This window comes from Candidatus Nitrososphaera sp. 86-2, from assembly GCF_056726185.1.
Window position 1 is genome coordinate 990,587 of the sequence record NZ_JBWZON010000001.1, and the last position, 24,102, is coordinate 1,014,688.

Here is a 24,102-nt window from a genome sequence, read left to right on the forward strand (position 1 = left end):
CCAGTCTGACAGGGGATAACAAGATAGCAGGGCTGTACGGTCGTCAATACGTTGTTACCTCCTTACTGGCTTGACTGTTTCCGCCTGACAGCAAGGCTAACACTTCATCTTTTGTTTGACCTGTCAGATCCATGATTTTCTTAATTGCTGCGTCTCTTTGGTTGTAGGCTTTGGTCATACTGACAAGGGCTGTCTTTTCGTTTTCTTTGGCAGACTCTACCTTTTCGGCAGTTATTCCAAGTTCCCTTATTCTTTGCTCTGTCTCTGCAAGCTCGCGGGCCTCGCGTTGTTTTGATAGTGCTAGGTCTTTCTTACCGCGCTCATTGTTTACCGGCTTCCAGTCTTGCCTAAGTGCGATTATAAGAGTTGCATCTGTACCTTGGTTTATTGGCCGTGTCCTGAACGGGCTTAATCGGCTTGTTGCTTTTGGTAGCCATCGGTATTCTATGGTTTCAGGGCTAACGTCGCAATATTCCGCCCCTTCTGCGATTGCATCAGTTACGGTAAGCTCGCCGGGCCTTCCGACGTTTTCCCAAAGGTATTGCCTAAACAGATCTTCCCTTTGGTTAATCTGAATTTCCCTGGAAGCCTTGCGTAAGCTGGCTTGCTGGCTGATTTGCTCAAGCCCACTGTCAGGCTCACACACTGGCCCTCTTGTATTCTCTCTCTCACCCTGACCACTTGGCAGCGTACCACTTAGCACATTATCGGGTCTTTTTCGTTGATTGCAGGAGTAGCAGCTAAAACCGATGTTGTTACGGCTATAGTCGGTAGTGTCACCGTTAGCATGTTCTATAATTCCTTGATCAATAGATACGTCTTGTTTGCAGATTTTACACTTTCCGCTCTGAGTTTCATATAGCAACGCTTTCATAAGTCGCCGCTGTTCTGTGCGTGTCGGATTGTAGCGACTCATTGCTCTCCCTCTCTAATTGCTAAGTGGTTCTTGCTAACAGGTCTAGGGGAAATGGCTTTAGCTTGGCTGTTACTATTGGTAATTATTCCCCCATCAAAGACGGGGCGGGGTTCCGCCACTATGGATGTTGGAGCAGCAACGGCCCCCGCCTTGCTCTTTACAAGTGCTGACATTATGCAAAAGCCTCCTTACGTTTGAGGGCCAAGTAATACCCGCCTTCCACGACGTAGCATTCTACCTCGTAAAATTCAGGGTTCTTTATGTCGAAATAGTCTAACAGTTCTTTTGGTAGAACTACACCCGTACCGTTTCTTACGGTCTGGAGCTTGGTTATTTTAGGCCAAGTAACTACTCTCGGCCTAACCTGAACCTTTTTAGATACCGTTGCAGCAATTACAGCCAATGATAGCAACTCCAAAGGGCCAAAAGCTCTACGGACAGAGGACATCCATTCTTCGCTGCTATCGTTTCTGTTTGGCTAGTTAGTCTTGAAGCCTGCAAAACTGCGAGACTAGCTAGCTGAATAGAATTTCTCATCTATTGCGTCAGACCTCCAACGTTCAGCCCCAATAGCTTCCTAAGGACATCTTCGTAGGTGTCCTTAACAGTGCCGCGAGCAGCAAGGGCGGTCTGCACTTCGCGGCTTATTTGTATGGTGGTTTTATCAACCGATGCCATTATAGTAATTATAGTATGGGTTTTGGCTAAATAGCAATTGAATTCGTTTTTTCGCCTAAAATCGCATTTCATATGCGCACAAAACTACGTATGATAAGGTTTCTATCGGTAGGAGCTAGTCTTACCTTCAAGTTCAGCCGAAAGTCGATAGCAATTGGCGACTATCGCTTTTTTGAGTCAATTCTCCCGTCCTGGAGCTAAATGAATCCAGTATTTTGTCAGGGTTTCAGGCGGTGTTTATACTTCCTTATCACTTCCTCCAATTGCTCATAGTTCGAGGTTTGGCCGTACTTGCTATCCAAGACTCTTAACTGCTCAAAAAGCTCCTCCTTTGCCCGGCCTTCATTCTTTAGCGAATCAACAGGGGCGAGAGCGTATAACAAGAATGAGTTTGTAAGCTGCCATTTTTGAGATTCATATTCCATCCGTCTTAGCTGTTCCTGCACTGTTACCATCTGTGTCTTAACGTCTTGCTCCCTTGCTTCCTGATCTTGTAATCTTTTCATCATGGCTTGCGCCTCGAACTTGTTATCTATGACCAGCCGTTCTAATTGTTCAACATTATCCGCCTTCTTTGCCTTAACCTCAAGCTCCGCCACTTGCTTTTTCAGCCGATATTCATCGTTAATTGTGAGAGCATCAATCGCCCGCGTGTACTCCTCAAGCAGTGCCTTCAATGATTCGGAGTCGTCTCGGTTGTAATAGACATTATCCAGGTCTATAGAATGACCCATCATTATCTCCTTGAATAACGGGTTTGCTTTTGCATTCGCAACTATGGTATTCATGGCCTTGCGGAAGGCATGGTTAGGTTGTAACGCGTACTTTTCTTCTGTGGATATTCCCGCTTTGCGCAATAGTTTTTGCATTACGTCATAGAGCGCGATGTACGTTATCCGTTGAGGGTGTTTCGTTTTTCTGCTAAAGCCATCCTTGATAGAGTCTCGGATAAGCGGCGCTTCGGGCTTTAATTCCTCGCCCATTTCCTGCCGCCATTTCAGGTAGAACTGGATCGCAGCCACGGCCTCTGGAGTGCAGAATGTATGATAGTATTGAGAACTGCGGGCATAAACGACTAAGTGGCCGACATTATCGGGGCTATCGGGTACTACTTCAAAGTCCCTGATTCGCAGCTGTAATAGCCCTTCCGCCCTTATTCCGGATGATGCAAGGACAAGAATGATAACGCGCTCACGATGGTTTGCAACTGCAAGCAGTTTCTTTATCTCCTCATGGCTGTAAACGTGGTATTTCTTTGCGATTCGTTCAGGGATAAAGCGGTTGATTTTGTTCCAAGATAATGGGATCTCATGATAGTCGAAAAACTGCTTTATGGGGTTGATGTAATAACCGACGCTGTTAACGCTTACCTCACCACGCTTAAACTCGCCGGTAGTCTTTGCAACCGTCTTTAGATGCATCGCGTACTTTAGGACAACGGGGTTGATTTTGTCAGGCTTCATTTTGATAGCAGCGTCAGGATTGAAGCCCTTCTTTTCAATGGCTGCGTACCCAAAGAACTTGTTCAGGGCTGTCTTGTAGCCTCGTGCTGTGTGTTTTGACTTGCAACTGTGGAGAAATTCGGCCACTGAAGAATAGTCATCTATCGCTTTCTGTATGGGCCTGTTTTCGGCCTTTTCCTGTCCGTTGAGGCGTTGTGTGGCGGCGGTCGTGGTTGTCTTGCTCACTTTGAGGCTCTTCCTCCCTTCTAGGATTATCTTCCGGGCTAGATAAATTGGTATTATCCATAATTCTTTCCATTAAGTCTTTAGCCTGCCTTCTTTTTGCGACCGTAATCTTGACTGCGACCATACCTTCAAGGGGCTGACCGTACAGGACGACAGAGCCTTCTGACGCCATCACAAATATAGGAAGCGCAAGCATGTCCTCCTCGCCTTCCACGACTATAAGCGCCGGCTTTTTTTCAAGGAGCGCCTCTTTCAAGAGGTCGACGGCAGCCTGCGAAATCGTGCCGGCAGGATTGGTACAGTGCATTTCTTTTGCATCGTGCCTTGGATAGTCGCGTACGAGCCTCCGCTCTTTGCCGTCCACTATTGCCAAATCGGGAATTATGCCAAAGCCAAGCAGCCGCTCCGTCGTCGCGTCGCCGACTGCGATTATCTTCTTGGCGCCTTTTACAATAGTCGAAATCTTTTCCTTTGTCACCTGCGCGTCAGGCACGAGCGTACCAAAAGGCTTTTTGAGCGCGTCGAGGTCTTGCTGTCGCAAGCAGATCTATTTCTGTTGTTGCAGCAGTCAGGCTATTAAGCTGACGGCTTTTCCTGGGCTTTTGCGCCTTCCTGTGAAGCCTTGGCCTCTGCCTCTTCCTGCGCGCGCATCTCTGCGGCAATGATGCTTATCCTTCCGGCAATAATCTTGGCCGCCTTTTCAAACGATTGCGCCTGAAAAGACTGCGGCTCGGAAAGCACGGTTGGTTTTCCAGTGTCGCTTCCCTGGCTGATGTGCTGGTGCAGCGGTATCTCGCCTATGAACGGGATGTTGAAATCATCGCTGATTTTCTTGCCGCCACCCTTGCCAAAGAGGTATATCTGCTCGTTGCAGTGCGGGCAGTTGAGGAAAGACATGTTCTCCACGACGCCGATTATCGGGACATTTAGCTTGTGGAACATCCCGACAGCCTTGACTGCCACGTTCATCGCCACGTCCTGTGGCGTCGTGACAATGAGTATGCCAGTGATAGGAATCGTCTGCGCTATGGTAAGCGGCGCGTCGCCTGTCCCCGGCGGCAGGTCGATTATTAGGTAGTCGAGCTCACCCCAGTTGACGTCGGTAAGAAACTGCTTGACTATCCCAGAGACAATCGGGCCGCGGTAGATTCCGGCCTGCTGCGACTGCTCGTAGAAAAAGCCCATCGAGATTACCTTGACGCCTGCGACCTCTGGTGGCTGTATCTTGTTGTTCTCGACCTCCGGCTGCGCCTTTAGCCCCAGCATCAGAGGCACGCTTGGGCCGTAAATGTCGGCGTCAAGCAATCCGACCTTGGCTCCAGTCTTTGCCAACGACAACGCGAGGTTTACAGAGACGGTAGTCTTGCCTACTCCGCCTTTGCCGGACGCCACTGCCACGATATTCTTTACGCCAGGCAGCAGTTCGTCGAGGTTCAGCGCCCTTCCCTCCATCACGCGTGCAGTCACGCGCATCTGCAAATCCTGAACGCCAATGCCTGCTATGGCGGCGCGCACGTCGCGTTCGATGTCGCTGTTGAACGGGCAGGCCGGCGTTGTGAGTTCAAGAGTAAAGGCGACCTTGCCGTCGCTTATTGAAAGATCCTTTATCATACCCATGGAAACAATGTCCTTGTGGAGCTCCGGGTCAACCACCTTTTTCAGGGAACCTAGGACTTGATCTACCGTCACCATTTGAGAAAAATTTGCCTACACCGTATTTAAATCATCGTTTTGGAGTTCCTGCAGCTTAAAACCAAGCCAAAGGTACGGGGGATGATGTAGAAAATTTTAGACTTTATGCAATCCAAAAGTTCATAAAGTTGACGTCAACCACTTCTCGCGTACAATATTATGTTTGCCATAGTGCACATGAGCGACGTCGTCAGGATTCCTCCAAGCAGACTGACAAACTCTCTCAAAGATGCCGCTATACAGATCCTCAAGGAAAAGTACGAAAGTATGCTCTCGCCGGACGTCGGCTACGTGGTCATGATAACCGACGCTGAGGTGAGTTCGACTGGCAAGCTGGTGGCAGGGGACGGCGCAACCTACCACAAGGTCACTTTCAAGGCGCTCACGTTCTACCCCAAGCTGCAAGAAGTAGTCGAAGGCGAGGTCGTGGAAATCACCGATTTTGGCGCGTTCGTGAGAATAGGCCCGACCGATGCGCTACTACACCTTTCGCAGATAACCGACGACTATTTGAAAAGCGACGTCAAGCAGGGAGTCATCGTCGCAAACCAGTCTTCCCGTGCCCTAAAGATAGGCACAAAGATCCGCGCAAGGATAACCGCAGTCAGCCTCGGCAAGGGCGCAGGCATGGGCAAGATAGGCATCACGTGCAGGCAGCCGTTCCTCGGCGCCCTTGAATGGATACAGGAAGAGATCAAAAAGGGCAAGGGCAGCAGCGCAGGAGGAGAGGTCAAGCCTGGAGCCGCTCCGAAGGACAAGAAGGGAGGCAAGTAGTATAGATGGCCAAAGAAAAGGCGTGCAGAAAGTGCAAAGCCCTCACCAGTGGCAAGGTGTGCCCCGTGTGCAAGTCGACCGACCTTAGCCCAGACTGGTCTGGCATCATCTTGGTGTTTGACCCGGCAAAGTCGCTCGTGGCAAGCACACTTGAAATAACCGCCCCAAGCAGGTACGCGCTGAAGGTCCAGTAAGGTTGTCAAGCCTGGACACATTTCTAAACGTCAGGCAAGCGCTCGTTTCTTTCATCCAGGAAGACGTCGGCACAGGCGACATTACAAGCGATACTACAATCCCTGCAGACTTGAACGCAAGCGCAGAGATAATCTGCAAGACGGACAACGCGGTCGTCTGCGGCCTTGAAGAGGCAGGCATCGTTTTTGACATCTGCGGCTGCTCGGCAAGGGCGCTTGTCAAGGACGGGGCAAAGGTGAGCAAGGGCAGGCGTGTCATGATAATCAAAGGCAACGCAAGGGCGATACTAAAGGCCGAGCGCACCGCGCTGAATCTGGTGATGAGGATGAGTGGCATAGCCACAGAGACAAGGGCACTTGCGGACAAGGCCAGACCGGTCAAGATAGCAGCAACGCGCAAGACGGCCCCGGGCCTGCGCTATTTTGACAAAAAGGCAGTCGTCCTTGGCGGCGGGCTGGCGCACAGGATGCGCCTTGATGACATGGTCCTGATAAAGGATAACCACATTGCCCTTGCAGGCGACGCGCCTGACAAATGCATCAGGCTTGCAAGAGAGGGCGCCGGAGCCGCAATAAAGATAGAGTGCGAGGCCAAGAGCGAGAAGGAGGCAGTTGCAGCCATCAGAGCCGGCGCGGACATTGTCATGCTGGACAACTTTACTCCGGCGCAGGCTGCAAAGACAATCAAAAACATTGCAAAATTAGGATTGCGCAAAAAAGCCATCATCGAAATTTCCGGCGGCGTCAACCACAAAAACATCGAGCAGTACGCAAAAGCCAAGCCGGACTATGTCTCGATGGGCTACATCACGCATTCGCCAAAAGCAGCCGACTTTAGCCTAGAGATAATAAAAATAACAAAAAGTTAAGAGATGGCTAGCATCCTGTCGATGGCCAGCCTCGCCTTGTCTGCAACTTGCTTGGGCACCTTTACCTCGTAGACGTTGTGTGCCAGCGAATTGTAGACTTTTTCCAGCGTTATCTTTTTCATGTAGCGGCAGGTGGCGTCCTCCTTGACCGGTATGAACTCTTTGTCAGGGTTTTCCTTCTTCATCCTGTACAGTATGCCGGTTTCGGTGGCAACCACGAACTGCTTGGCATCTGATATGCGGGCGTGCTTCATCATGCCCTCTGTCGACAGTACATGCCCCTTTTGCGCAAGGTCGCCCTTGGCCATGTGATACATCGTCGACGACGTGCAGCTGCATTCCGGGTGCACGAGAAAGTCCGCGTTCTTTAGCGTCGCAAGCATCTTGTTGATGTCCTCCGCCTTTATGCCGGCGTGCACGTGGCACTCGCCGGGCCATATGTACATGTTCTTGCGTTTGGTCACTTCTGCGACGTACGAGCCAAGGAACATGTCTGGCAGGAACAGCACCTTTTTGTTGGCAGGTATGCTGTTAACAATCTTGACAGCGTTTGAGGACGTGCAGCAATAGTCTGACAGCGCCTTGACCTCTGCAGTCGTGTTAACATAGCTTACTACCGCTGCATCTGGGTGCTCAGCCTTCCATGCGGCAAGCTCCTCTGCGTTTATGGTAGACGCAAGCGAGCATCCGGCCTCAAGGTCTGGAATTAGCACCTTCTTTTCGGGGCACAGTATCGATGCAGTCTCGGCCATAAAGTGGACCCCGCAAAACACGATGACATTGGCGTCTGTCGCTGCCGCGTTCTTGGACAGGGCTAGCGAATCGCCGACAAAGTCGGCGACATCCTGCACTTCGGGAAGCTGGTAGTTGTGTGCCAAAATAACGGCGTTTCTTTCCTTCTTCAGCCGCAGGACCTGCTCCTTAAAGTCGATTGCAAGCATTGTCATGTCTGTCTATATACAGACAATGATTCATGTGGTCTACATTTAAACCAGCATAATCGAGGATATGTGTGCCCAGACCTGCAAGAATACAGGCAATACTTGCCACATTTGACGCACAATAGTGTGCAAAAGACCAATCCGGCTAGAAGAGCGTTGAATAAAACTCAAGAAATATTCTCAATGTGTCATAAACAAAAAATGCCCGGTACCGTTGACGATTTTTGTCAAAGGATACTCGAAATAGACAAGAACATACGGTTTGCAGGTATTGCAGGCAATAATGGTAGGCTCATCAGCTTTGCGTACAGAAAGGACCTAAGCCTCTTTTGACAAAAGATGAAAGCGAGGTCTCGGCCCTGCAATCATTTATGAGAATGAATATGCGCGCTACCTTTGAGCCAAAACTCGGCAGGACGCTGTACGCGTATGCTCTGTACGGCAAGGTCAAGAGGGCGACGATACCAATAAGAAAGTCATCAAAAATCACGCACATCTTGATGGTGTCATTTAACTTGGAAGTCAGGCACGAGCCCATAATACTTGGCCAGATAATGCCCCGGCTTGACAGGCTTTTTTCATGACACATACGCAGAATGATGAATACAATTATAAATTTCGATTCCATAATGTTTCTGGAGATACATGCCAACACACGGATCGCTTACAAAGGCGGGCAAGGTCAGGGGACAGACGCCAAAAATCCAGGCCAAGCCGCGCTCAAGCAAGATAGCAAGGAGGCGCAACAAGGACAACTTTGTCAAGCGCTTTGAGAAAAAGAGGCTGCCAGGCCAGAAAAAGCCAGAACGCCGCGGTGGAAGAAGGTAAGCGGATAAGGGTAAAATCCCCCATCTGCCTACCAACTAACTGCTATAGCATATGCCTGCAAGAAAGGTCGGCATAATAGGCTGCGGTACCATCGGCAGCCAGCTTGCCCTCGCAGTCGACACCGGCGCGGTAAGAAACGCTTCTCTTGCTTCGCTTTTCGATGTCGTACAGAATAGCGTGCAGGCGCTAAGGCAAAAATTGAGTACAAGCCCCCCGGCATATTCCAATTTTGACGATTTCATAAAGACAGACTGCGACATTGTAGTCGAGGCCGCGTCGCAAGAGGCGGCGATAAAGTCTGCGGCAAAGGTGCTGCGCACTGGAAAAGACCTCATGGTAATGAGCGTGGGCGCCCTTGCAGACAAGGCGCTCCTTGCAGATATTCTAAAAGAGGCAGAAAAGGCAGGCCGCAGGCTGTACGTGCCCACGGGCGCCATAGCAGGCATCGATGCAATCAGGGCAGTCAAGCACCTTCTGGATTCCGTGACGCTCACCACGACCAAGAGCCCAAAGGCGCTTGCAGGCGCGCCGTTCTTCGAAACTAGCAGGATCAGGCTGGACGAGATAAAAGAGAGGACAGTCATCTACGAAGGGACGGCTGCGGACGCTGTCAGGGCGTTTCCGGCAAACGTCAACGTCGCTGCTGTCCTGAGCCTTGCAGGCATCGGAGTCGACAGGACGAAGGTCCGCATCGTTGCAGACCCCGCGTTCACTACAAACCAGCACGAGATAGCCGCAAAGGGGAGCTTTGGCGAATTTCACTTTACGGTCAACAACATGCCCTCGCCGGGCAACCCGAAGACAAGCTACCTTGCGGTGCTTTCCGCGATAGAATGCCTGCGGTCTATATGCGACGACGGCATGAGAGTGGGCTCCTGACGCAAGCTTTTATAGTTTATATAGGGAACAGTGTTTGCGCACCCTACGTATGAGTTACGGAAGAAGAGATAACTTCGGTCCCAAGCCTGTAGAAGCGGGCAAGGAATACGATGTTCAAATCACGGAAATATCCCGCAAGGGAGACGGAATCGCAAGGATACAGGGTTTTGTCATCTTTGTGAAGGACGGTAAGGTGGGCCAGAACGCCAAGATCCGAGTCACGCAGATCGGACCGAGGTTCGCGACCGCCGAAGTCGTCAACGGCGCAGCTACAAGCGACAATCCGGCAAACTAGACTGCGTTCTACGAATGCAGATCGTTTCTTTTTTTGTTTTTCTACTATCTTGGTAAACAAAAACGAATTTAGGTCAATCATGTCAAGCAATCCCGGTGTCCCTGCGCAACAACGTCATTGCCGTCGTGGCGATCTCGTGCATCGCAGTTGGCAGCCTGTGGGCCATAGGCAACCTGACAAAAGAAACGCAGCAGGCAGACGTGTCGCACGTCGAGGGCATACTGCTCTTGGCAGAGCGGAGCACTTTTAACGATACGAATCCGAGCATCTCAGCACATGTTGGCGTGCCAGAAAAACTTGTCGTGGTCAACAAGGACATCGTCATACACGACTTCCAGATTAAAGACAAGACAGGAGGCATCCTGGACTTTGAGACTGCCCCGCTAAGGACGGAGCAGCATTTCAACGCGGCCATAGTCGCGTACAAGCCGGGCACGTACGAGTACTTTTGCTCTTACCACCCGACCATGCGGGGCAAGATTATAGCAACAGCGGCTAACTAGAGGGCGCCGGGGTTTTTCACTATAGTCAGCACGTCTTCGTCAGACATCACGTGGTCAAGTCCCACCTTTTGTCCCGCGAATTTTGCAGACTTGCCCCACACCATGCCGTACTTGAAGTTACGCGTCATGCTGCGGTGGATCTTGTTGCAGATGTCCCGGACAGTCGAGCCGTTCTGCATAATCATTGGCTCTTTGTAGTCAGTCTCGCCGCCCTTGGGGCGCATGTATATCCGTATAAAGTCGAGTTTGTTGTATATCGCCTCCTTGACTGCGTCGATGTTGACGCTTGCGTCGGCGGAAATCGGGATAAAGTTGTTTCCTATCTGCGACTGGACTTCCTTAATGAACCCCTGGTTGACGAGGTCTATTTTGTTGAGGAGCACGAGCGACTTTAGGTACACACGGTTTTCGGAAAACACATCGATGAGCTGGTCGTCGGTGAGGCCCGGCTCGCGGATAATTATCCTGCCGTTGTGGATGCCGTACACCCGGGCAATCTCCTTGACCATCCTCTCCTCCATTTTTATAGGCACTTGGCAGTTGACCGACAGGCCGCCCGTCGAGGTTTTTTCGATGACTACATCCGGAGGCCGCTCGTCCAGCTTTATCCCGGCCTCTGCAAGCTCCCTTTTCAGCAAGCCAATGTGCTGCGGCTGAAAGACATCTAGTATGAGAAGTACGAGGTCCGCGCCCCTTGCGACGGAGATGACGCGCCGGCCAAAGCCCTTGCCGGCGGCAGCGCCTTCGATTATACCGGGCAGGTCGAGCACCTGGATTTTCGCCCCACGATAGTCCATCATGCCCGGTATTGCGGTAAGCGTCGTGAACTGGTACGAGGCGACGCGGGACTTGGCATTTGTCAGCCTGTTCAGAAGAGTTGACTTGCCGACGCTTGGCAGACCTATCAGGACGACGGTGGCATCCCCTGCTTTTCGGACGTCAAAGCCGGCGTTCTCGCCTCCCGTATGCATGGTCCGGCCGTGGATGTTCGCCTCCTGCTCCCGCTTCAGCTTGGCTATCTTGGCTTTGAGCAGGCCGACGTGGAACTCGGTCGCCTTGTTTATCTGGGTCTTGTGGATCTCGTCCTGTATGGCCTTGATCTTTTCAGGGATGCCCATCGGCTACGATATATGGGTTGACAGAGAGGCGATAAAAATATTGTCAAACAAGCGGCGTGCCGCACTTGCTGCAAAAGTTAGAGCCGGGCAGGTTTTGGGCGTTGCATTTTGGGCAGGCACCGGCGGCCTGCGGCGCGGCAAGGCTCGGGCTGGCGGGCTGTTTCAACCTAAAGATGGTCTTTGAGTTTTTAACTGCCTCGCGCGCAAGAGCTGCAAGGCCGTCAGGGTCTTCCATCTCTACAAAGGTCATGCGCGGAGCGCCGTTGTACATGAAGGCCACGTCGCCTATCGTGACGGTGGTGGTTTCCCGGGAGCTTTGAAAATTTCCCGTTGCAAACGTCCGCCTTCCATAACTTGACGTCGTCCCAGAAGACCTTGACACGGACTCTTTTCTCTTGTTCATCACGATTACGTCTTGTACGGTTTCAAGGGCCGTTGCGTCGACCACATGTGTCTCGAAATTGTAAGACAGGACGCGGATGTTGGTCAACGCCTTTACCCACCGGTAGTGTTTAGAGAACACGCCGGCGGTATCCTGAGTCAGCTGGATAAGTTTTTCAGACTTGGCAAGAAACAGCGTAGCAGGGTAGATTCTGTCAGGCACCCACTGCCCGTTTTCAAGATACTCGAAATCAAAAAAGACAGCCTGTTCCTTTTCGATTCTCTGGAACCTGTCCACCTTTTCGACTATTTCGCCTCCTTTTTCATCGTCAATGTCCACGCGGACGGTGCGCGCGCCGCTGCCGTCGTTGTAGAGGATGTCAAGCACCAGGTTTTTGTTGCTCCCTAGCAAACCCTTCTTTTCTTCCATGACGGGCGTCATTTTTTCAACGGAGCCGGCAGCGATGCTGAAGATAAGGGATGAACCCTTGTACAGATTCAAGACGTTGCCGCGTTCTGGAGGCAAAATGACAAGTTTGTCTGCGCCCTGCACCCTTGCGTCATCGCCTGTCGCACCGCGTAGATGGTATTCAAAAGTCTGGATCATGCGCGCGTCTGCCATCAACTGCCCCTTGTTGACTGTAGCCGCAGGTGCAGGTGCAGTAGGGGTTTGCATCTGAACTGCAGGCGCATTGATTGGCTGATCTACACAATCTAGGTTGTATTGAAACTTGCTTCCGGGAATCTTGGTTACTGTTTTTTTCAGCAGTTTGTCAATAAACCGCTTGTCAGGAGCAAAAGGAAAAAAGTCATAGATTTCCAGCCGCACGCCCTGGCCGTCATCGTCTGCAAGGCGTGCTTGGAAAGGGAATGAAAACCGGTTCTGCAGCCACATCGTGCCGGTCTTGCCGTCGATTCTGTACGCAGTCCGGTCTACACTCTTGACATCCGCGCCTATTTCCTTGCAAGACTGCAAGAGGGCGTCAAACACCACATCTTTTGTAGACTGAAAGATAGCAGAGCCACGGGTTATCAATCAGACATCCTCCACGAGCAATGCACATTCCGGATTGTGCATACAGTAGATTATTTCCTTTCGGGCTTGATATATACAAAGTTACATTTTTATGAAGAGCGAAATGCAGTGGTGGCAAGCTCCGGTGGTGTAGTCCGGTTAAGCATTTCGCCCTCTCAAGGCGGAGATCCCGGGTTCAAATCCCGGCCGGAGCATTTCCTTCTCATATGCCAATTTGCCACAAAGCAACAAAGAACCTACTTTTCCAACCTTACCAAACATACAGTAAAGTACTGTCTGGCTTAATGACACGAATTGTTAATGGCCCTGCCCTCTGTCACGCATTACAACAAGAAATCCCTACCTCTACTGTTTTTCTTTCAATCCCGACTTTCTTACAAAAACAACTCCGAATACCAACAGTCCTGCAATTAGACCAAGCGTGGGAAAGGCAGCTGCTGCACCTACCAAAAGCTGGCCTATTACATTTCCCAAACCCGCCATATACGTATCATCTTTCTGCAAAAATTGTTTTAATCCTTCTTGACCATTGATCGGTAACAGTGTTCCTTGACTCGCAGCCGTCACGTCAGCTTCTCCCGCCATCCACCCATCAGGAGCTTGCTTGCCAAAGCACTTTGCGCTTGCATCGCTGCGTTTCTCTGCCGCAAATACACTCCTCTCCCTGAAAGATAATGACGAAAAAAATACCCGCGCTCAGTCGAGTGAGTGATGCCAAGTCCAGACACTGCAGGGTTAGGATGAGCGCGGATATTACGAAGTGGCTAACTGCAAGTTCGGATATGACGTCATTTGTTATTATTTACACCGCATCGGCGCTCCCGCTGATTGTTATATTGGATTTTTCCAATGGGATAAAGAAAGAGGAACTGCGCCCCCTTGCAAGATAGTAGTGTTGTGGAGGACAACCAGATACGCGGAAGCAGGGGGCGCAGGTGATGTCAACCTAACTGTACCACATCTAGCACATTTAGCTAGTTAAGACTCGTGCAACAAGACCCTAGAGTCTTGAGAGTATATCGAAAATACCATTCCTCAATCCCGAATAACCGTCAGGAATTGCCGCTATTGGGGAGAGGTAAAACCCTAGCCAGTGCATCTCCAGTTGCCTCTTGACTCATCTTATCTCTTATAATGACCTCCTTATTGGTGGCTACTAGATGGGCAATGGAGTTTTTGTCCTGAATCAATCCAGCCGCTTCCTTTTGACCCAGCAGCTTTTAGTGTTAAATTGGCAGCGCCCGGCCCGTGCTCTGCAAAATGGTTATTGGCAGGCACAATTGCTAACGGTAGCTTGGTTTTTTATTTCATTCATCCAGTACTGCGCCTAGCCAGACCCTTCTTTAGGGTTCTCCAAATGCTCCAAATCCTTCTTGTTGGATTTTGTGTTATCGTAAGGATTCTGTTTCAGCTCTGCTGGCGCGCTTTGTGGTTTCTTTGCTTCCTCGTCTTTTCTAACATCTTCGCTCATACTGGATATCTATAGAAATAACTTAAACGAGTTAGCCTTTACCTTTAGTATCGTCGAATAGATTTTCATGCCGTGCGTTTGCATACCCTCAGCTCGCTATCAATGCTCTTCAGAGTTTGGGCCCGCCGCAGGTTCATCCACCGCTATTCGATGAACCTGATCCAAATGCCTAGTCCGCGCAGACTTGGATTCCATTGCCTTTCCGCAGACGCCGCACCTTACCGGTTTGCCTGTCATTGAAGATTATGATTTTGATATATGCGAATTTTATATTAATGAGTTATGTTGCGTTGAGCGGATAATGGCTGAGATGGGGTAGCTCTCCGACATGCCGAGGCTAACGTCATTACCTATGAGATTGATAATCGGAAAGCAGCAGAAAAATAACGCCTACTTGAACCCTACTCGGTGGGAGCAAAAGAGTCTGCCGATGCAAAGGCAAAAGGATCGCAAGACGAGCGGGAAATGTCGGTAGCGGATGCCTTCTTTCTTCAAGTACTCTATGAAAAGAGGAAAATCTCGAAAAATGAAGCAGGTTATTCAACAAATGAAACACAACAGCGGCAATCTTGTGTCAAATGCAAATTTAACTTGGGTGACGAGGGCAAATGCCACATAGTCAAAGGTAAAATTAATAACGAAAAGGGCGTATCAAAATTCTTTTCACCGAAAGGCGAAGGAATGCTGCCTGGCGATATTGTCTGGATGTATGTAAAGGAAGCTGGCAGGAAATTGAAGTACAAAGAAGGCCATATCATTAACAAAGGCGCAACCGGCTTTCAATGCAAAGATTGCAAATATTATTTGTATTCTAGAAACTGCTTGTTAATTGAAGGTAAGTTCAAGCCAGAGATGAGTTGTGGTTTCTTTGTGAAGGTAGGACACGGAACAGAAGTTTAGTTTCTTTGTACTCTACGCAAGCGAGAGGTATTCTGTTCAAATTCAACATGACATAGCGTAACGTTTGTGACCATATAGCATCGCACGGCGTTGTGAATCATCATAACCATTTGCGAGTTCTCTAAGGCAGGTACAAGTTATAATATTTCATTCTTAGAAAGAGCTTAATCACAATACTGTCGAATATGATCATGTATTCGATTAACTGGAAAACATTTGTTGCTCCAATGTGTCTGGCCCTTATCGCTAGTGTCTCAATTGGCCTAATATTTCTGAACAATGGAGAAGCAGATATTCGAGGAAGAGCAGAAGTGGCGGAAGGAACAGGCTCTAAAAAACGGTTTATTACTTTAGTCGCGCAGGATGCAGATATTGAAATTGCCCCGGGAAAGACAGTTAAAATGTGGACGTTTAATGGAACCGCGCCAGCACCACCTCTCAGGTTCACAGAAGGAGACAACATATCTGTCAAATTTATCAACAAGACCCCTATTCCGCATACCATTCATTTTCACGGAAATCATGATGACCTAAATGACGGCGTTGAGCCGCAGGTCATGCCCAATCAGACATACATCTACAATATCACAGCAGCACCTGCAGGACTCTTGATGTACCACTGCCACGCATATCCTACGTCACTTCACATAAGGATGGGAATGTATGGCGCGATGATAGTCGACCCAAAGGACAAGCCATTGCAACCTGCAAGGGAATTTGTAATGGTGATGGGCGAATATGACACCAAAAATATCATGAACTTTGAAGCAGAGTACTACCCCATTAATGGCTATGCAGACCAGTATGTATCCCATCCGATAAAAGCCAATTACGACGAGCTTGTGCGGCTATATGTCATAAACATTGGAACCACCATACCATATCAATTCCATCTTCATAGCGCTACATTCATGGCATACCCATCGGGCCTAGTTTCAAACAATCCAATACACGCACAGACATTTCCAGTTGGGCCTGGTGACGCCACGATAATCGAGGCAAAGTGGAAATATCCCGGTACGTACCTGTTCCACAGCCACGGCATTCAAGAGGAAAGAGGCAACATGGGAAAAATAATTCTGACCGATGGACGGGCGAAAAATGCGGTACTGCCAAAGGTAGAGAACCAAAGCATCTCCATATTTGATTGGCAATACGAACTGCAAAAGCAGTTGCAAAAGCCAAAGATAACGCAGCATGACGACAAACAGTTGAACGCAATGGCCGAAGCGCTGCGCGAGACAAATCCTTCTTCCGGCCACGGCGGCCATGGAGTGTCGGCAGAGAAGGAACAGAATCAGCCGCCTGTAACCAACAATCCACCAGGGGTTCCTACTGCCGAGCGATCAACTGCCAACTCCACAGGCGCAGAGATTACAACAACTAGCAATGACAAGAACGGGACCGCCGCCATTGATCATAATAATAACAATACAATATCAATAGTGCTAGGAGCGGCAAATCCAAGCAACGAGGTTTATTTTGACCCTCCAAATGGCAAGGTCAAGGCAGGCAAAGTTACTTGGGTTAATGACGACTCTGTGCCACACACAGCCACAACAGGAACTCCAGAGTCAGGACCTTCAGGCCAATTCGACACAGGCATCATATCCCCAGGCAGCAAGGCAACAATATCCGTGGAATCGCTGGGTCACTACCCGTATTATTGCACTCTGCATCCTTACATGATAGGTGTGCTGGAGATTCAACCTCCGCAGTAGAAAAAGATTTGCAGCCAGGGAAACGTGCTTTGCTTTAGCTATAAAGACAGAAAGTGACTGAAAGGATATTCTGGCTATTTTATTTTTATTTCGTCGGTTGCTTTCGTCTGTCCGAGGCAGGTGCCGTTGTTTGTTCCTTATTCTTCTGTTCTAGATACTCGCTTACTACAGGATCATTAGCCGTAGCAGGATATTGTTGGTCACTTTGAAATGCTGTTGCAGTATCTGTAGCAGGAGCATCGTTCTTTGATCCTAAAACGCTGTTTCTAGTTTCTCCTTGTGAATGTCCTGGCGGCATCTTGGCTTTCTTGTCATGGTCTTCGGCTTGATTGTGAACAGTATCAGTTCCCATGTGTGGTTACAACCCAGTAATACCTTTAAACAGTTGTCAACGTCCACATCTTTTCTCTCACCGGAGAAGCACGGGGAGATACACCAACAGAAGAATGTGAAAAGGCAAAGAGGAAAGAGTAATGTTCGACTCGTCACGGCCCGAGGAGCAAAAACTCTTGCATGTATTTGCGACTTAACTTTACTATTGTCCCAACTTCATGAATATCATGACTTGCTCGAATCGCAGCAGAGGTTCTGCGGGAAGCGATAAACAACTCTGGCTAGAGGGAATTGTCCGGTGCAGCTATCATCATCAAATCGTTCAAGAATAAAAAAGAAGATAGATTGATTGCTCACTTTACTCCAGCAGGCTTGGAACTTTCCTTTTTGCTTGAAGAGGCTGCTGCTGTTCCCTGCTGTCCAGACAGAGCTTTCTCCTTCGCAGAGGTCGCTGCATCTTTTGCTACCTGGACAGTATCCTTGGCAGAGGCTACCGTTTCCTTTACAGAACTTGCTATTTCATCCGTTACACCACTTTTCTTCAATTCTGTTGCAGTTTCTCTGACTTCGGCTGCAATACTACGTACAACCGATGCAATTTCACGAACAGCTACTACGAGCTCTGGAATCGCACCACTTTCCCGGAGTGCCTTTGATGTTTCTCTTGCCATGATGGCATACTCTTTGATGGTAGAAGCGACTTCCTTTACCGTTTCGACCTGCTGTTGTGCAGCTGCAGATAATTCTGCAGTCTGACGACTTGTGCTTCTTGTATCGTATTCAAACTCGCGATTGCCGCTTCTGCCGGATTCAATATTCTGACCCCTCTTTTCTTCACTAGAATAAGAAGACATGCCTAATCTACTTCGCTCAGATATTAATGAGATTACATAACCCTCTTTTCCGAATCAATAATCGGCTTGCTGACGGCGGGGGCCAATCATCGAGTTTTCAACAGAATGAATTCAGGGACTAGACTATGCCATATTTCTTTTCCAGTTTTCTTATCTTGTAAGTAGCAACGATACTTCCGGCAAGCACAAAGATTGCGCCTATTATCAAAATGTCCTGACTGTTCATTCTTTTTCTTGTACGGACGCAATTTCACAGGTCCTCAATATTAGATAATGAGGAAAAACATTAGTAGAGAATTTTACACGTAAAAATTGCATGATTCTAGGGCTAGCTCGAACTATTTTGGTTTCTTGATTCTTAGCCTCAACATTCCATCGAATACGTAAATATTCGAAATGCGTAGAGTAATCGGGTTACGGTCGAAAAAACAGTAACTACGTGCCTCAAAAACATGTGGGAACTGAAACCATCTGGGACTTAGGTTCATGTGGTGGCATCGACCTAACCCATCGAAAACTTTGCTGCATTTCATTGCATTATGATTTCTAAAGTGGGAGGACCCGATAAAATCCAGTTAATGCTGCTCCTGTTGTTTTCTAACAAAAACCACCATCACTGTCGGATATTCGATGAAAAATTTTGCTAGCATGTGATCGTTTACCATAGTTATTCTCTGATGATATTATTTCCCCTTGTGTAACAATGTTAAGTGCTGTTTAAGAGCACGTAAAGCAATACTAAATTGACCACAAAATGGATCTATCGGATCTGACCTTTCCGTTGATGTATGCAGCATTTGCAGGGATAGGAATAGCTCTGGCATACGTCGTTGCCGGATCGAAAATTCGTGGTTGGTTACACAAACCTTCAGTTCAAGTGTAAACCAACCCCCTTCCGTTTTTGAGCTAAAGGCCAATTATTAACTGCGCTTCTCCTTAGCACAAAGGGTCCTTCTTACACCTCAAGGATTAGCCTAGCTGATGAGTGAAGAGCGGTTATCTGGGGCTAGGGATACTAGGACCCTTGAAAATCTCTGATCAGTTTGCCAAGCCTCGAATAGGCGGCATCGTCAAGATGACCTGCTCCATGCAATTTGGATACAGTCTCGTTCAGACTGGCAAGAAAACGCTCGACCTTGTTTTCATATTCCTTAAAGCCCTCGCTTTCGCCGCTTTTTGAAATCCATTCTCTTTCGCCGTTGCCCATGGTCAATTCTGACCCTCTAAATCGTATAAGGATGCAGGTTGGGTTAGCCAAAAGTCTGACAAGTCGGCAAGGAAATAGTCGCCATTTGTCCTTATGAATAGAGAGACAATTGCAGCTACTTTGATATGCCATCTCGTGATCAAGTAAGTATGAAACGGGAGGGAAAAGACGGCAATTTGAAGGCCAGCAAGGTTGCAGACAAGACCTTCGTCAGCCTAGACGAAAACACTCTCGTCGCGGATACCGCAAAGACGATGTACGAAAGAAAAGAATGCACCATCATAGTCACCCGAAACGATCCAGAGACTCGTTCCCGCATCCCAGTCGGCATCATCACTGAAAGAGACATTATCTACCGCATAGTGGCGCAAAACCGCGGCCCGTTCAAGGTAATGTTGAAGGACGTAATGAGCACGCCGCTCGTCACGATTGATTCCGAGGCATCTGCCGAGCAGGCGCTATCAGTCATGAAAGAAAACGACATCAGCCGGCTGCCTATCGTAAACAAAAAGGGCATCATCATAGGATTGCTGACCATGAAAATGCTGGTAAGAAAGGCTTCAATTAGCAGCAAGGTTGCGCAGGCGGAATAACAAGATGCGGCAGGGCAGGCGCGTATGACACCATCTGGGCAACCACAAGGACAGCTGGAGCAACAGCAATAGCCTACTTTTTTTCAAGTTAGGAAATCAACGGCATCATCCGCCACCCCGTTGACCTGCCCTGCGACAACTTCTTTCCGACTTGCTTTAAGGTCGTTGCGGAGCTATTTTACACAGTCACGTTATAGAAAAAGAGACAAAAAGAGACATATTCATTCTAGTGAAAAAGGCCCTACTCGCCCCCGCCGGGCTTTCGGGACCTAATGAACACACATAGATGCAACCTTGCAGTGCTTCGGGCGGTCGGTGGTTAGGCTTCCAGACGTGGCAAGCTGATCGAAGCAAGTCTATTATCAGTATCCCTGATTATAGGTATTATTCACATATAATTCCGTATTTATGATAATATAAATAAATAAGGTCTCCGATTAGGAGACCCGTTCGTAACTAGATCGTGACGTCGGCATGTGCTTTTCTTCGGTGTTCTTCGGCAGCTTCATAGGTGTCAAATTTCTGCCTGCAGATGTCGCATCGTTTTCTCTCTTTATTCTGTCGTCGGGCCAAGAAATCGGCCAAAGCCGTGAGAAGGATTCCAAATCCAAACATGCCTCTATCCTGCAAGAATTACCCTGTCCTCTCTAAAATGACTTTGGGAACGGGCATCTGTTTGAAGAAACGAAATGACGGGACAATGCAAACCGGTTATGAAAAACTACAGGACAAAATGCGAATTTTTGCTTTATGATAATAAACGTCTTATAGGAGACGCGATTTTCACAAGGTACAATGTGCAAACGCGTTTTGCCGCAATAGGTGCAAAATAATGCAGAGGCGGGCTGCGGCAGATACTTTTCGCATTCTCATAGAACATGCGTACGTTAGCTTGCTCTAACAATTCAGAGCATTGAAACCGATTCACTTTAAATTGGCAGCTGCGCACATGACTCTGGAAAATGTCATACGGCGGAAGAAGCAATTACGGTGGAGGTAGAGGTTACGGCGGAGGAAGAGGTTTTGGAGGCGACAGAGGATTTGGTGGCCCAAAACCGGTTGAAACCGGCAAGGAATACGACGTGCAAATCTCAGAGATCAGCAGGCAGGGCGACGGAATTGCAAGGATTCAGGGCTTTGTGATCTTTGTCAAGGGCGGCAAGGTTGGACAGAAGGCCAAGGTAAGGGTCACTAACGTCGGTGCGAGGTTTGCGACGGCAGAAATCGTGAGCGAAGGGCAGCAACAGGCATCGTCGTCACCATCATCATCGCCGCCGGCTGCTAGCACGGAGGAAAAACAAAAAGACGTTGCGCAGGCTGGCGAGGAACCGCAAAGCTAGAGAACGAAACGGCCAGCTGGCGACCTCGGACAGATTTTGCGCGTGGTCGCTGGCAGGTCCGGCCTGGCTCTTGCCGTTACACTGAAACATCGTGTTTGTGGCTTTGCTGACCGAGAAGAAATAGCAAGACGCGGAGTAGACCGGGGTTAGACAATCGGTGCGCACGCCTAGACACGGATCTGGAGTATAAAGGCGTACTTCGGGCCTACCCCGCGATCTAACTTCTGCAATAGCCGAATATTTGTCTATCCCGGAGGGTTGCAAGAGTACATGCAGGTCAATCAATTACGATGAAAAGGCAGATCCTATCTTTTTGCGCACCTTTTCGACCACCTTGGCTTGGTCGTACGGTTGCACGAGGCCGACTAGCACCGTGGTATCGTCATTTACTGGAAAGAATATCCCATCCACGAACTCATGGTGCACCAGCAGAAAACCTACCTTGCCAAACAGCCTTTCGTTTGTGCGCGTGATGCCCACCACGGTGGAGGTCTGCTCAGCAAGCAGCCGGGTATCCTCCTCCTTTATCTGGGGCACATTCATCTTGACGTGCATCCCTGCGACCTTTTTTGAAAGCACAAAAGTCGCCACTATGCTCCCATCGAGGTCCGCAATCTCGGCGCACAGTTGGTCGTATTTCACTGCAGGAACGGCTACGGGCAGGTGAATTAAAAATGTTAAAGCCCTGCCTGCAGGGTAGTGGAGGGACCGCTGTCAGGCGGCCCTCCCAAACCGCAGTTCCACGCTGCCGTTCCCGGCTACATTTACTTTGTAAAACTCGCTTTCGGAAATCGGAATAGAGTCTATAACCACGCTGCCGCAGGTAGGGCACTTTGGAAAATCATCGTCGGCGATAAAGTATGTCGCGCACCAGTAGCACGATGGGCACAATACAAAATTGGCCTTCCGGACCTTGTCGTCGTACTCTCGAAATTGTTGTGATGTTACAATTGCGCCATCCCTCCTCTGCTTCTTATGTCAGGAGGTCCATCGCCATGCGCAGCTCGGCGATTTCCTTTTCTACGACTCTTCTGTCGGTATCGTCGCTAGCGTATTTTAACAGAGTCTCGCAGGCTTGCAGTTGGGCAAGTATTATGTCCTTCTTGTCAAGGCACAGGGCGTGGTAGGGGTCTGCGAAATTGTACGTGACTTTTCTTCCAACATCGTTGCAGCCGCATGTTCTGGCTATAATCACCTGCGCCACCTCAGAATCTGCAATGTTCATGAGGTAAAAATGACGTTTATCAGATAAATGTCGTTCTGAAAGAATTTTAGTAATACTAAATCTATTAGCAGATTCTAAACATGATGCTGCAAGGCTCGGCAGTCCGGTAAATTCTCTTCATTTTTCTGCCTACGCAGGCAGATAATAGGGGGACTGTACACTTCGTCATCACCCTGCAACGCCAACATGATGGAAAAAGCGGTGTAAAAATCTTATTCAACCACGTGGACGCTGTGGAAGCTGGACTTGCACTTGGGGCAATGCGCGTGCACGCTCATGCACTCGATGCAAAAGTCGGCCGCCGCTAGAAACTCGGATTCATTGCCGCGGTAAAAGCAGTGCTCGCAAAAGCGCTTGGCCAACCTTGCCTCGGAGGAGGCTACCATGCATTTAACCTTTTAGACAATGCACTATTAAACCTTCTTGCCGCGCCTTGGTTTTTCCTTCAAAAGAGCTGCCACTTTATCCCTTATTTTTGCCGAGTTTGCCTTTGGCGAGGCAGAGACGCACAGGATGCCGTCGCCAAGCGGGAAGGTGAGCAGCGTGACCTTGTCGTGCTCGGTTATTCCATAGCGGAAGGCACCGAGCTTGTCCGCGTACTGCTTGAGCGTCACGACGGTGGAGAGTGACTGTATGTACATCTGCTGCTCGGCAGGGCCGTTTAGTAGCGGATGTATCCCTTGCTGGAAGCCGCCCTCGATGACCTCGCCGTTTGCGTTGACGATGCCGGCAAAGCGTATGTTCCTGTCTAGCTTGATAACCCTCTCGCAGAGGTTACGTTGCATGGGCAAGAGAAGCCAGCGGGGCTATAAATCGTTTACACGGCAAGGCGCGTTTCAATGGCGTGCCCTTCTTTGATGTGCGCCGAGTAGTGTATGTGCACGAGCTCGTTGATGTCCGTGTCGGTGAAATACTTGACAGAGTATCTTGCGAGGATCATCTTGCAATCGGCGCAGTACACCTCCTTGAACCTCGGCTCGTTCTCTTCCCCCTCCACCGCCGCGCTCACCGCACCAGAAAAGTATCGTGCTTGTTCTGCGAAAAGCGCATCTTGGATGCCTTGTAGTAGATGACCTCGCCGCGTCTTTCGATGACTGCTACCACCGCCTCCTTGCCCATCTTTTCAATCTGCTCGATGGCGCTTGCAAAGCCCCTTGCAGTCACATTTGCGCCTTCGTTTATCCCAAAGACCACATACTTTGCCGGCTTTTTCTCGTATTCGCCTCTTTCATAGACGCGAAAGTCGTCGCCAAAGCCAAAACCCTCCTTTGCAACGTATCCCCGGCTACGGAGGTCGCGGTAGACCAGAAACCGTGTCATGATGTTCCGGTCATGCTTTAGCAGGTGTTCAAAGAGCGAGTCGAAAGTGATGTCTTTTTTGCCGGCAAACGTCAGGCGCTTTGCCTGCAGGAGGTACAGCGCCTCGTACGGTTTTAGCACGTATTCCTGCCCCTCGCGCTCGCCAAAGCCCCGGGTGCGAAGCTCGTCCTGCGACCTCGTCTCTACTATCAGCACCTTGCCTCCTCCTGCGAGCCTTGCCTCCGCTGTCGGCTGCACCTCTTCAGCCTGTTGCTGCTGTTTTTCAGCGAACGGCTGCTGCGGCTGAGGAGATGACATAACGATTAAATCACAGCAGACTTCCACATTTAAGCATTCAAATTTAGTG

36 protein-coding genes and 1 tRNA gene are annotated in these 24,102 nt (G+C 49.3%); 15 read left to right on the forward strand and 22 right to left on the reverse strand.

The annotated features are described in order from the left end of the window. Positions 1–43: 43 nt before the first annotated feature. The 7 genes from ACYOR7_RS06030 to ACYOR7_RS06060 form a co-directional block, all read right to left on the reverse strand. A complete protein-coding gene (locus tag ACYOR7_RS06030; RefSeq protein ID WP_479913395.1) occupies positions 44–874 on the reverse strand; it encodes a hypothetical protein in 831 nt (276 codons plus the stop codon). 38 nt (positions 875–912) lie between these two features. Next, positions 913–1,089 carry a hypothetical protein gene (locus ACYOR7_RS06035; protein WP_479913396.1) on the reverse strand — a complete coding sequence of 59 codons (177 nt, stop codon included), beginning with the start codon at positions 1,087–1,089 and terminating at the stop codon, positions 913–915. Further along, positions 1,089–1,334, reverse strand: a complete 246-nt coding sequence (locus ACYOR7_RS06040) for a hypothetical protein (RefSeq protein ID WP_479913397.1) — start codon at positions 1,332–1,334, stop codon at positions 1,089–1,091. The genes ACYOR7_RS06035 and ACYOR7_RS06040 overlap by 1 nt, the downstream gene beginning before the upstream one ends. Before the next feature lie 119 nt (positions 1,335–1,453). Further along, positions 1,454–1,594, reverse strand: a complete 141-nt coding sequence (locus ACYOR7_RS06045) for a hypothetical protein (RefSeq protein WP_479913398.1) — start codon at positions 1,592–1,594, stop codon at positions 1,454–1,456. 218 nt (positions 1,595–1,812) lie between these two features. Then, complete coding sequence (locus ACYOR7_RS06050) at positions 1,813–3,282, reverse strand: tyrosine-type recombinase/integrase (RefSeq protein WP_479913399.1); 1,470 nt, start codon at positions 3,280–3,282, stop codon at positions 1,813–1,815. Beyond that, on the reverse strand, positions 3,194–3,823 hold the full coding sequence (locus ACYOR7_RS06055) for a GTP-dependent dephospho-CoA kinase family protein (RefSeq protein WP_479913400.1): 630 nt from the start codon (positions 3,821–3,823) through the stop codon (positions 3,194–3,196). The genes ACYOR7_RS06050 and ACYOR7_RS06055 overlap by 89 nt, the downstream gene beginning before the upstream one ends. A 35-nt stretch (positions 3,824–3,858) precedes the next feature. Next, positions 3,859–4,974: an Mrp/NBP35 family ATP-binding protein gene (locus ACYOR7_RS06060; RefSeq protein WP_294806330.1), complete on the reverse strand. Its 1,116-nt coding sequence runs from the start codon at positions 4,972–4,974 to the stop codon at positions 3,859–3,861. Between the two features lie 159 nt (positions 4,975–5,133). On the opposite strand from ACYOR7_RS06060, the gene ACYOR7_RS06065 reads away from it, so the two are divergent. The 3 genes from ACYOR7_RS06065 to nadC are packed head-to-tail and all read left to right on the forward strand — an operon-like array spanning position 5,134 to position 6,811. Beyond that, complete coding sequence (locus ACYOR7_RS06065) at positions 5,134–5,748, forward strand: DNA-directed RNA polymerase (RefSeq protein WP_294806329.1); 615 nt, start codon at positions 5,134–5,136, stop codon at positions 5,746–5,748. A 5-nt stretch (positions 5,749–5,753) separates the two neighbouring features. Continuing rightward, on the forward strand, positions 5,754–5,942 hold the full coding sequence (gene spt4 / locus ACYOR7_RS06070; RefSeq protein WP_294806328.1) for a transcription elongation factor subunit Spt4: 189 nt from the start codon (positions 5,754–5,756) through the stop codon (positions 5,940–5,942). 2 nt (positions 5,943–5,944) lie between these two features. Then, positions 5,945–6,811, forward strand: coding sequence for a carboxylating nicotinate-nucleotide diphosphorylase (gene nadC / locus ACYOR7_RS06075; RefSeq protein ID WP_479913401.1), 867 nt, complete (start codon positions 5,945–5,947; stop codon positions 6,809–6,811). Here the strand turns inward: nadC and nadA are convergent. Next, positions 6,808–7,758 carry a quinolinate synthase NadA gene (gene nadA, locus ACYOR7_RS06080; RefSeq protein ID WP_479913402.1) on the reverse strand — a complete coding sequence of 317 codons (951 nt, stop codon included), beginning with the start codon at positions 7,756–7,758 and terminating at the stop codon, positions 6,808–6,810. The genes nadC and nadA overlap by 4 nt on opposite strands. Positions 7,759–7,953: 195 nt before the next feature. Between nadA and ACYOR7_RS06085 the strand changes: the two genes are divergently transcribed. The 6 genes from ACYOR7_RS06085 to ACYOR7_RS06110 all read left to right on the forward strand — a co-directional run bounded on the left by ACYOR7_RS06085 (position 7,954) and on the right by ACYOR7_RS06110 (position 10,257). After that, entirely contained in the window at positions 7,954–8,085 is a 132-nt protein-coding gene (locus tag ACYOR7_RS06085; protein ID WP_479913403.1) for a hypothetical protein, read from the forward strand. Then, complete coding sequence (locus ACYOR7_RS06090; RefSeq protein WP_479913404.1) at positions 8,082–8,336, forward strand: hypothetical protein; 255 nt, start codon at positions 8,082–8,084, stop codon at positions 8,334–8,336. The genes ACYOR7_RS06085 and ACYOR7_RS06090 overlap by 4 nt, the downstream gene beginning before the upstream one ends. Before the next feature lie 61 nt (positions 8,337–8,397). Continuing rightward, on the forward strand, positions 8,398–8,580 hold the full coding sequence (locus ACYOR7_RS06095; protein WP_294806324.1) for a 30S ribosomal protein S30e: 183 nt from the start codon (positions 8,398–8,400) through the stop codon (positions 8,578–8,580). Positions 8,581–8,631: 51 nt separating this feature from the next. Further along, positions 8,632–9,459, forward strand: coding sequence for an aspartate dehydrogenase (locus ACYOR7_RS06100; RefSeq protein ID WP_479913405.1), 828 nt, complete (start codon positions 8,632–8,634; stop codon positions 9,457–9,459). Positions 9,460–9,508: 49 nt separating this feature from the next. Continuing rightward, complete coding sequence (locus ACYOR7_RS06105) at positions 9,509–9,754, forward strand: TRAM domain-containing RNA chaperone (protein WP_075053752.1); 246 nt, start codon at positions 9,509–9,511, stop codon at positions 9,752–9,754. A gap of 95 nt (positions 9,755–9,849) precedes the next feature. Continuing rightward, a complete protein-coding gene (locus tag ACYOR7_RS06110) occupies positions 9,850–10,257 on the forward strand; it encodes a cupredoxin domain-containing protein (RefSeq protein ID WP_294806322.1) in 408 nt (135 codons plus the stop codon). Here ACYOR7_RS06110 and ACYOR7_RS06115 read toward each other — a convergent pair. Together ACYOR7_RS06115 and ACYOR7_RS06120 are read right to left on the reverse strand one after the other, a co-directional pair. Further along, positions 10,254–11,375, reverse strand: a complete 1,122-nt coding sequence (locus ACYOR7_RS06115; protein ID WP_479913406.1) for an OBG GTPase family GTP-binding protein — start codon at positions 11,373–11,375, stop codon at positions 10,254–10,256. The genes ACYOR7_RS06110 and ACYOR7_RS06115 overlap by 4 nt on opposite strands. Positions 11,376–11,418: 43 nt before the next feature. Next, positions 11,419–12,792 carry a zinc ribbon domain-containing protein gene (locus ACYOR7_RS06120; protein ID WP_479913407.1) on the reverse strand — a complete coding sequence of 458 codons (1,374 nt, stop codon included), beginning with the start codon at positions 12,790–12,792 and terminating at the stop codon, positions 11,419–11,421. 118 nt (positions 12,793–12,910) lie between these two features. Between ACYOR7_RS06120 and ACYOR7_RS06125 the strand changes: the two genes are divergently transcribed. After that, positions 12,911–12,986 (forward strand) — tRNA-Glu (locus tag ACYOR7_RS06125). A 151-nt stretch (positions 12,987–13,137) separates the two neighbouring features. Here the strand turns inward: ACYOR7_RS06125 and ACYOR7_RS06130 are convergent. Beyond that, the gene (locus tag ACYOR7_RS06130) at positions 13,138–13,377 is read right to left on the reverse strand and encodes a hypothetical protein (RefSeq protein ID WP_294806316.1); all 240 of its coding nucleotides are present in this window, start codon (positions 13,375–13,377) and stop codon (positions 13,138–13,140) included. Between the two features lie 575 nt (positions 13,378–13,952). Between ACYOR7_RS06130 and ACYOR7_RS06135 the strand changes: the two genes are divergently transcribed. Further along, positions 13,953–14,123: a hypothetical protein gene (locus ACYOR7_RS06135; RefSeq protein ID WP_479913408.1), complete on the forward strand. Its 171-nt coding sequence runs from the start codon at positions 13,953–13,955 to the stop codon at positions 14,121–14,123. Here the strand turns inward: ACYOR7_RS06135 and ACYOR7_RS06140 are convergent. Next, on the reverse strand, positions 14,120–14,263 hold the full coding sequence (locus ACYOR7_RS06140) for a hypothetical protein (protein ID WP_479913409.1): 144 nt from the start codon (positions 14,261–14,263) through the stop codon (positions 14,120–14,122). The two genes, ACYOR7_RS06135 and ACYOR7_RS06140, sit on opposite strands and share 4 nt — an antisense overlap. Positions 14,264–14,671: 408 nt before the next feature. Between ACYOR7_RS06140 and ACYOR7_RS06145 the strand changes: the two genes are divergently transcribed. After that, complete coding sequence (locus ACYOR7_RS06145) at positions 14,672–15,163, forward strand: hypothetical protein (protein ID WP_479913410.1); 492 nt, start codon at positions 14,672–14,674, stop codon at positions 15,161–15,163. Between the two features lie 311 nt (positions 15,164–15,474). Next, complete coding sequence (locus ACYOR7_RS06150) at positions 15,475–16,884, forward strand: multicopper oxidase domain-containing protein (protein ID WP_479913411.1); 1,410 nt, start codon at positions 15,475–15,477, stop codon at positions 16,882–16,884. An 85-nt stretch (positions 16,885–16,969) separates the two neighbouring features. On the opposite strand, the gene ACYOR7_RS06155 is transcribed toward ACYOR7_RS06150, so the two are convergent. The 3 genes from ACYOR7_RS06155 to ACYOR7_RS06165 all read right to left on the reverse strand — a co-directional run bounded on the left by ACYOR7_RS06155 (position 16,970) and on the right by ACYOR7_RS06165 (position 19,278). Beyond that, complete coding sequence (locus tag ACYOR7_RS06155; protein WP_479913412.1) at positions 16,970–17,236, reverse strand: hypothetical protein; 267 nt, start codon at positions 17,234–17,236, stop codon at positions 16,970–16,972. 334 nt (positions 17,237–17,570) lie between these two features. Next, complete coding sequence (locus tag ACYOR7_RS06160; protein WP_479913413.1) at positions 17,571–18,071, reverse strand: hypothetical protein; 501 nt, start codon at positions 18,069–18,071, stop codon at positions 17,571–17,573. Positions 18,072–19,086: 1,015 nt separating this feature from the next. Further along, positions 19,087–19,278 carry a hypothetical protein gene (locus ACYOR7_RS06165; protein WP_294808298.1) on the reverse strand — a complete coding sequence of 64 codons (192 nt, stop codon included), beginning with the start codon at positions 19,276–19,278 and terminating at the stop codon, positions 19,087–19,089. 176 nt (positions 19,279–19,454) lie between these two features. Here ACYOR7_RS06165 and ACYOR7_RS06170 point away from each other — a divergent pair, with 176 nt between their 5' ends. Together ACYOR7_RS06170 and ACYOR7_RS06175 are read left to right on the forward strand one after the other, a co-directional pair. Next, entirely contained in the window at positions 19,455–19,871 is a 417-nt protein-coding gene (locus ACYOR7_RS06170; protein WP_479913414.1) for a CBS domain-containing protein, read from the forward strand. Between the two features lie 962 nt (positions 19,872–20,833). After that, positions 20,834–21,211: a TRAM domain-containing RNA chaperone gene (locus ACYOR7_RS06175; protein ID WP_294808304.1), complete on the forward strand. Its 378-nt coding sequence runs from the start codon at positions 20,834–20,836 to the stop codon at positions 21,209–21,211. Positions 21,212–21,496: 285 nt separating this feature from the next. On the opposite strand, the gene ACYOR7_RS06180 is transcribed toward ACYOR7_RS06175, so the two are convergent. From ACYOR7_RS06180 to endA, 7 genes are all read right to left on the reverse strand, one after another. Further along, positions 21,497–21,853, reverse strand: coding sequence for a hypothetical protein (locus ACYOR7_RS06180; RefSeq protein ID WP_294808306.1), 357 nt, complete (start codon positions 21,851–21,853; stop codon positions 21,497–21,499). A 72-nt stretch (positions 21,854–21,925) separates the two neighbouring features. Then, entirely contained in the window at positions 21,926–22,102 is a 177-nt protein-coding gene (locus tag ACYOR7_RS06185; RefSeq protein WP_294808309.1) for a hypothetical protein, read from the reverse strand. A gap of 82 nt (positions 22,103–22,184) precedes the next feature. Next, on the reverse strand, positions 22,185–22,436 hold the full coding sequence (locus ACYOR7_RS06190; protein ID WP_294808312.1) for a hypothetical protein: 252 nt from the start codon (positions 22,434–22,436) through the stop codon (positions 22,185–22,187). 212 nt (positions 22,437–22,648) lie between these two features. Next, on the reverse strand, positions 22,649–22,822 hold the full coding sequence (locus ACYOR7_RS06195; protein WP_294808315.1) for a hypothetical protein: 174 nt from the start codon (positions 22,820–22,822) through the stop codon (positions 22,649–22,651). 27 nt (positions 22,823–22,849) lie between these two features. Continuing rightward, a complete protein-coding gene (locus tag ACYOR7_RS06200; protein WP_479913415.1) occupies positions 22,850–23,221 on the reverse strand; it encodes a DUF6659 family protein in 372 nt (123 codons plus the stop codon). Between the two features lie 32 nt (positions 23,222–23,253). Continuing rightward, positions 23,254–23,433, reverse strand: coding sequence for a hypothetical protein (locus tag ACYOR7_RS06205; RefSeq protein ID WP_479913416.1), 180 nt, complete (start codon positions 23,431–23,433; stop codon positions 23,254–23,256). 8 nt (positions 23,434–23,441) lie between these two features. Continuing rightward, entirely contained in the window at positions 23,442–24,053 is a 612-nt protein-coding gene (gene endA, locus ACYOR7_RS06210; protein ID WP_294804156.1) for a tRNA-intron lyase, read from the reverse strand. Between the last annotated feature and the right edge of the window lie 49 nt (positions 24,054–24,102).

Bases quoted from the DNA above. Each gene is read 5' to 3' on its own strand.
- ACYOR7_RS06190 (WP_294808312.1), bottom strand. From the start codon at position 22,436: ATGAACATTGCAGATTCTGAGGTGGCGCAGGTGATTATAGCCAGAACA.
- endA (WP_294804156.1), bottom strand. From the start codon at position 24,053: ATGTCATCTCCTCAGCCGCAGCAGCCGTTCGCTGAAAAACAGCAGCAA.
- ACYOR7_RS06175 (WP_294808304.1), top strand. From the start codon at position 20,834: ATGTCATACGGCGGAAGAAGCAATTACGGTGGAGGTAGAGGTTACGGC.
- ACYOR7_RS06100 (WP_479913405.1), top strand. From the start codon at position 8,632: ATGCCTGCAAGAAAGGTCGGCATAATAGGCTGCGGTACCATCGGCAGC.
- ACYOR7_RS06140 (WP_479913409.1), bottom strand. From the start codon at position 14,263: ATGAGCGAAGATGTTAGAAAAGACGAGGAAGCAAAGAAACCACAAAGC.
- ACYOR7_RS06085 (WP_479913403.1), top strand. From the start codon at position 7,954: ATGCCCGGTACCGTTGACGATTTTTGTCAAAGGATACTCGAAATAGAC.
- ACYOR7_RS06160 (WP_479913413.1), bottom strand. From the start codon at position 18,071: ATGTCTTCTTATTCTAGTGAAGAAAAGAGGGGTCAGAATATTGAATCC.
- ACYOR7_RS06035 (WP_479913396.1), bottom strand. From the start codon at position 1,089: ATGTCAGCACTTGTAAAGAGCAAGGCGGGGGCCGTTGCTGCTCCAACA.
- ACYOR7_RS06045 (WP_479913398.1), bottom strand. From the start codon at position 1,594: ATGGCATCGGTTGATAAAACCACCATACAAATAAGCCGCGAAGTGCAG.
- ACYOR7_RS06135 (WP_479913408.1), top strand. From the start codon at position 13,953: ATGGGCAATGGAGTTTTTGTCCTGAATCAATCCAGCCGCTTCCTTTTG.
- ACYOR7_RS06130 (WP_294806316.1), bottom strand. From the start codon at position 13,377: ATGGCGGGAGAAGCTGACGTGACGGCTGCGAGTCAAGGAACACTGTTA.
- nadA (WP_479913402.1), bottom strand. From the start codon at position 7,758: ATGACAATGCTTGCAATCGACTTTAAGGAGCAGGTCCTGCGGCTGAAG.
- ACYOR7_RS06105 (WP_075053752.1), top strand. From the start codon at position 9,509: ATGAGTTACGGAAGAAGAGATAACTTCGGTCCCAAGCCTGTAGAAGCG.
- ACYOR7_RS06165 (WP_294808298.1), bottom strand. From the start codon at position 19,278: ATGGGCAACGGCGAAAGAGAATGGATTTCAAAAAGCGGCGAAAGCGAG.
- ACYOR7_RS06030 (WP_479913395.1), bottom strand. From the start codon at position 874: ATGAAAGCGTTGCTATATGAAACTCAGAGCGGAAAGTGTAAAATCTGC.
- ACYOR7_RS06065 (WP_294806329.1), top strand. From the start codon at position 5,134: ATGTTTGCCATAGTGCACATGAGCGACGTCGTCAGGATTCCTCCAAGC.
- ACYOR7_RS06060 (WP_294806330.1), bottom strand. From the start codon at position 4,974: ATGGTGACGGTAGATCAAGTCCTAGGTTCCCTGAAAAAGGTGGTTGAC.
- ACYOR7_RS06115 (WP_479913406.1), bottom strand. From the start codon at position 11,375: ATGGGCATCCCTGAAAAGATCAAGGCCATACAGGACGAGATCCACAAG.
- ACYOR7_RS06095 (WP_294806324.1), top strand. From the start codon at position 8,398: ATGCCAACACACGGATCGCTTACAAAGGCGGGCAAGGTCAGGGGACAG.
- ACYOR7_RS06200 (WP_479913415.1), bottom strand. From the start codon at position 23,221: ATGCAACGTAACCTCTGCGAGAGGGTTATCAAGCTAGACAGGAACATA.
- ACYOR7_RS06155 (WP_479913412.1), bottom strand. From the start codon at position 17,236: ATGGGAACTGATACTGTTCACAATCAAGCCGAAGACCATGACAAGAAA.
- spt4 (WP_294806328.1), top strand. From the start codon at position 5,754: ATGGCCAAAGAAAAGGCGTGCAGAAAGTGCAAAGCCCTCACCAGTGGC.
- ACYOR7_RS06195 (WP_294808315.1), bottom strand. From the start codon at position 22,822: ATGGTAGCCTCCTCCGAGGCAAGGTTGGCCAAGCGCTTTTGCGAGCAC.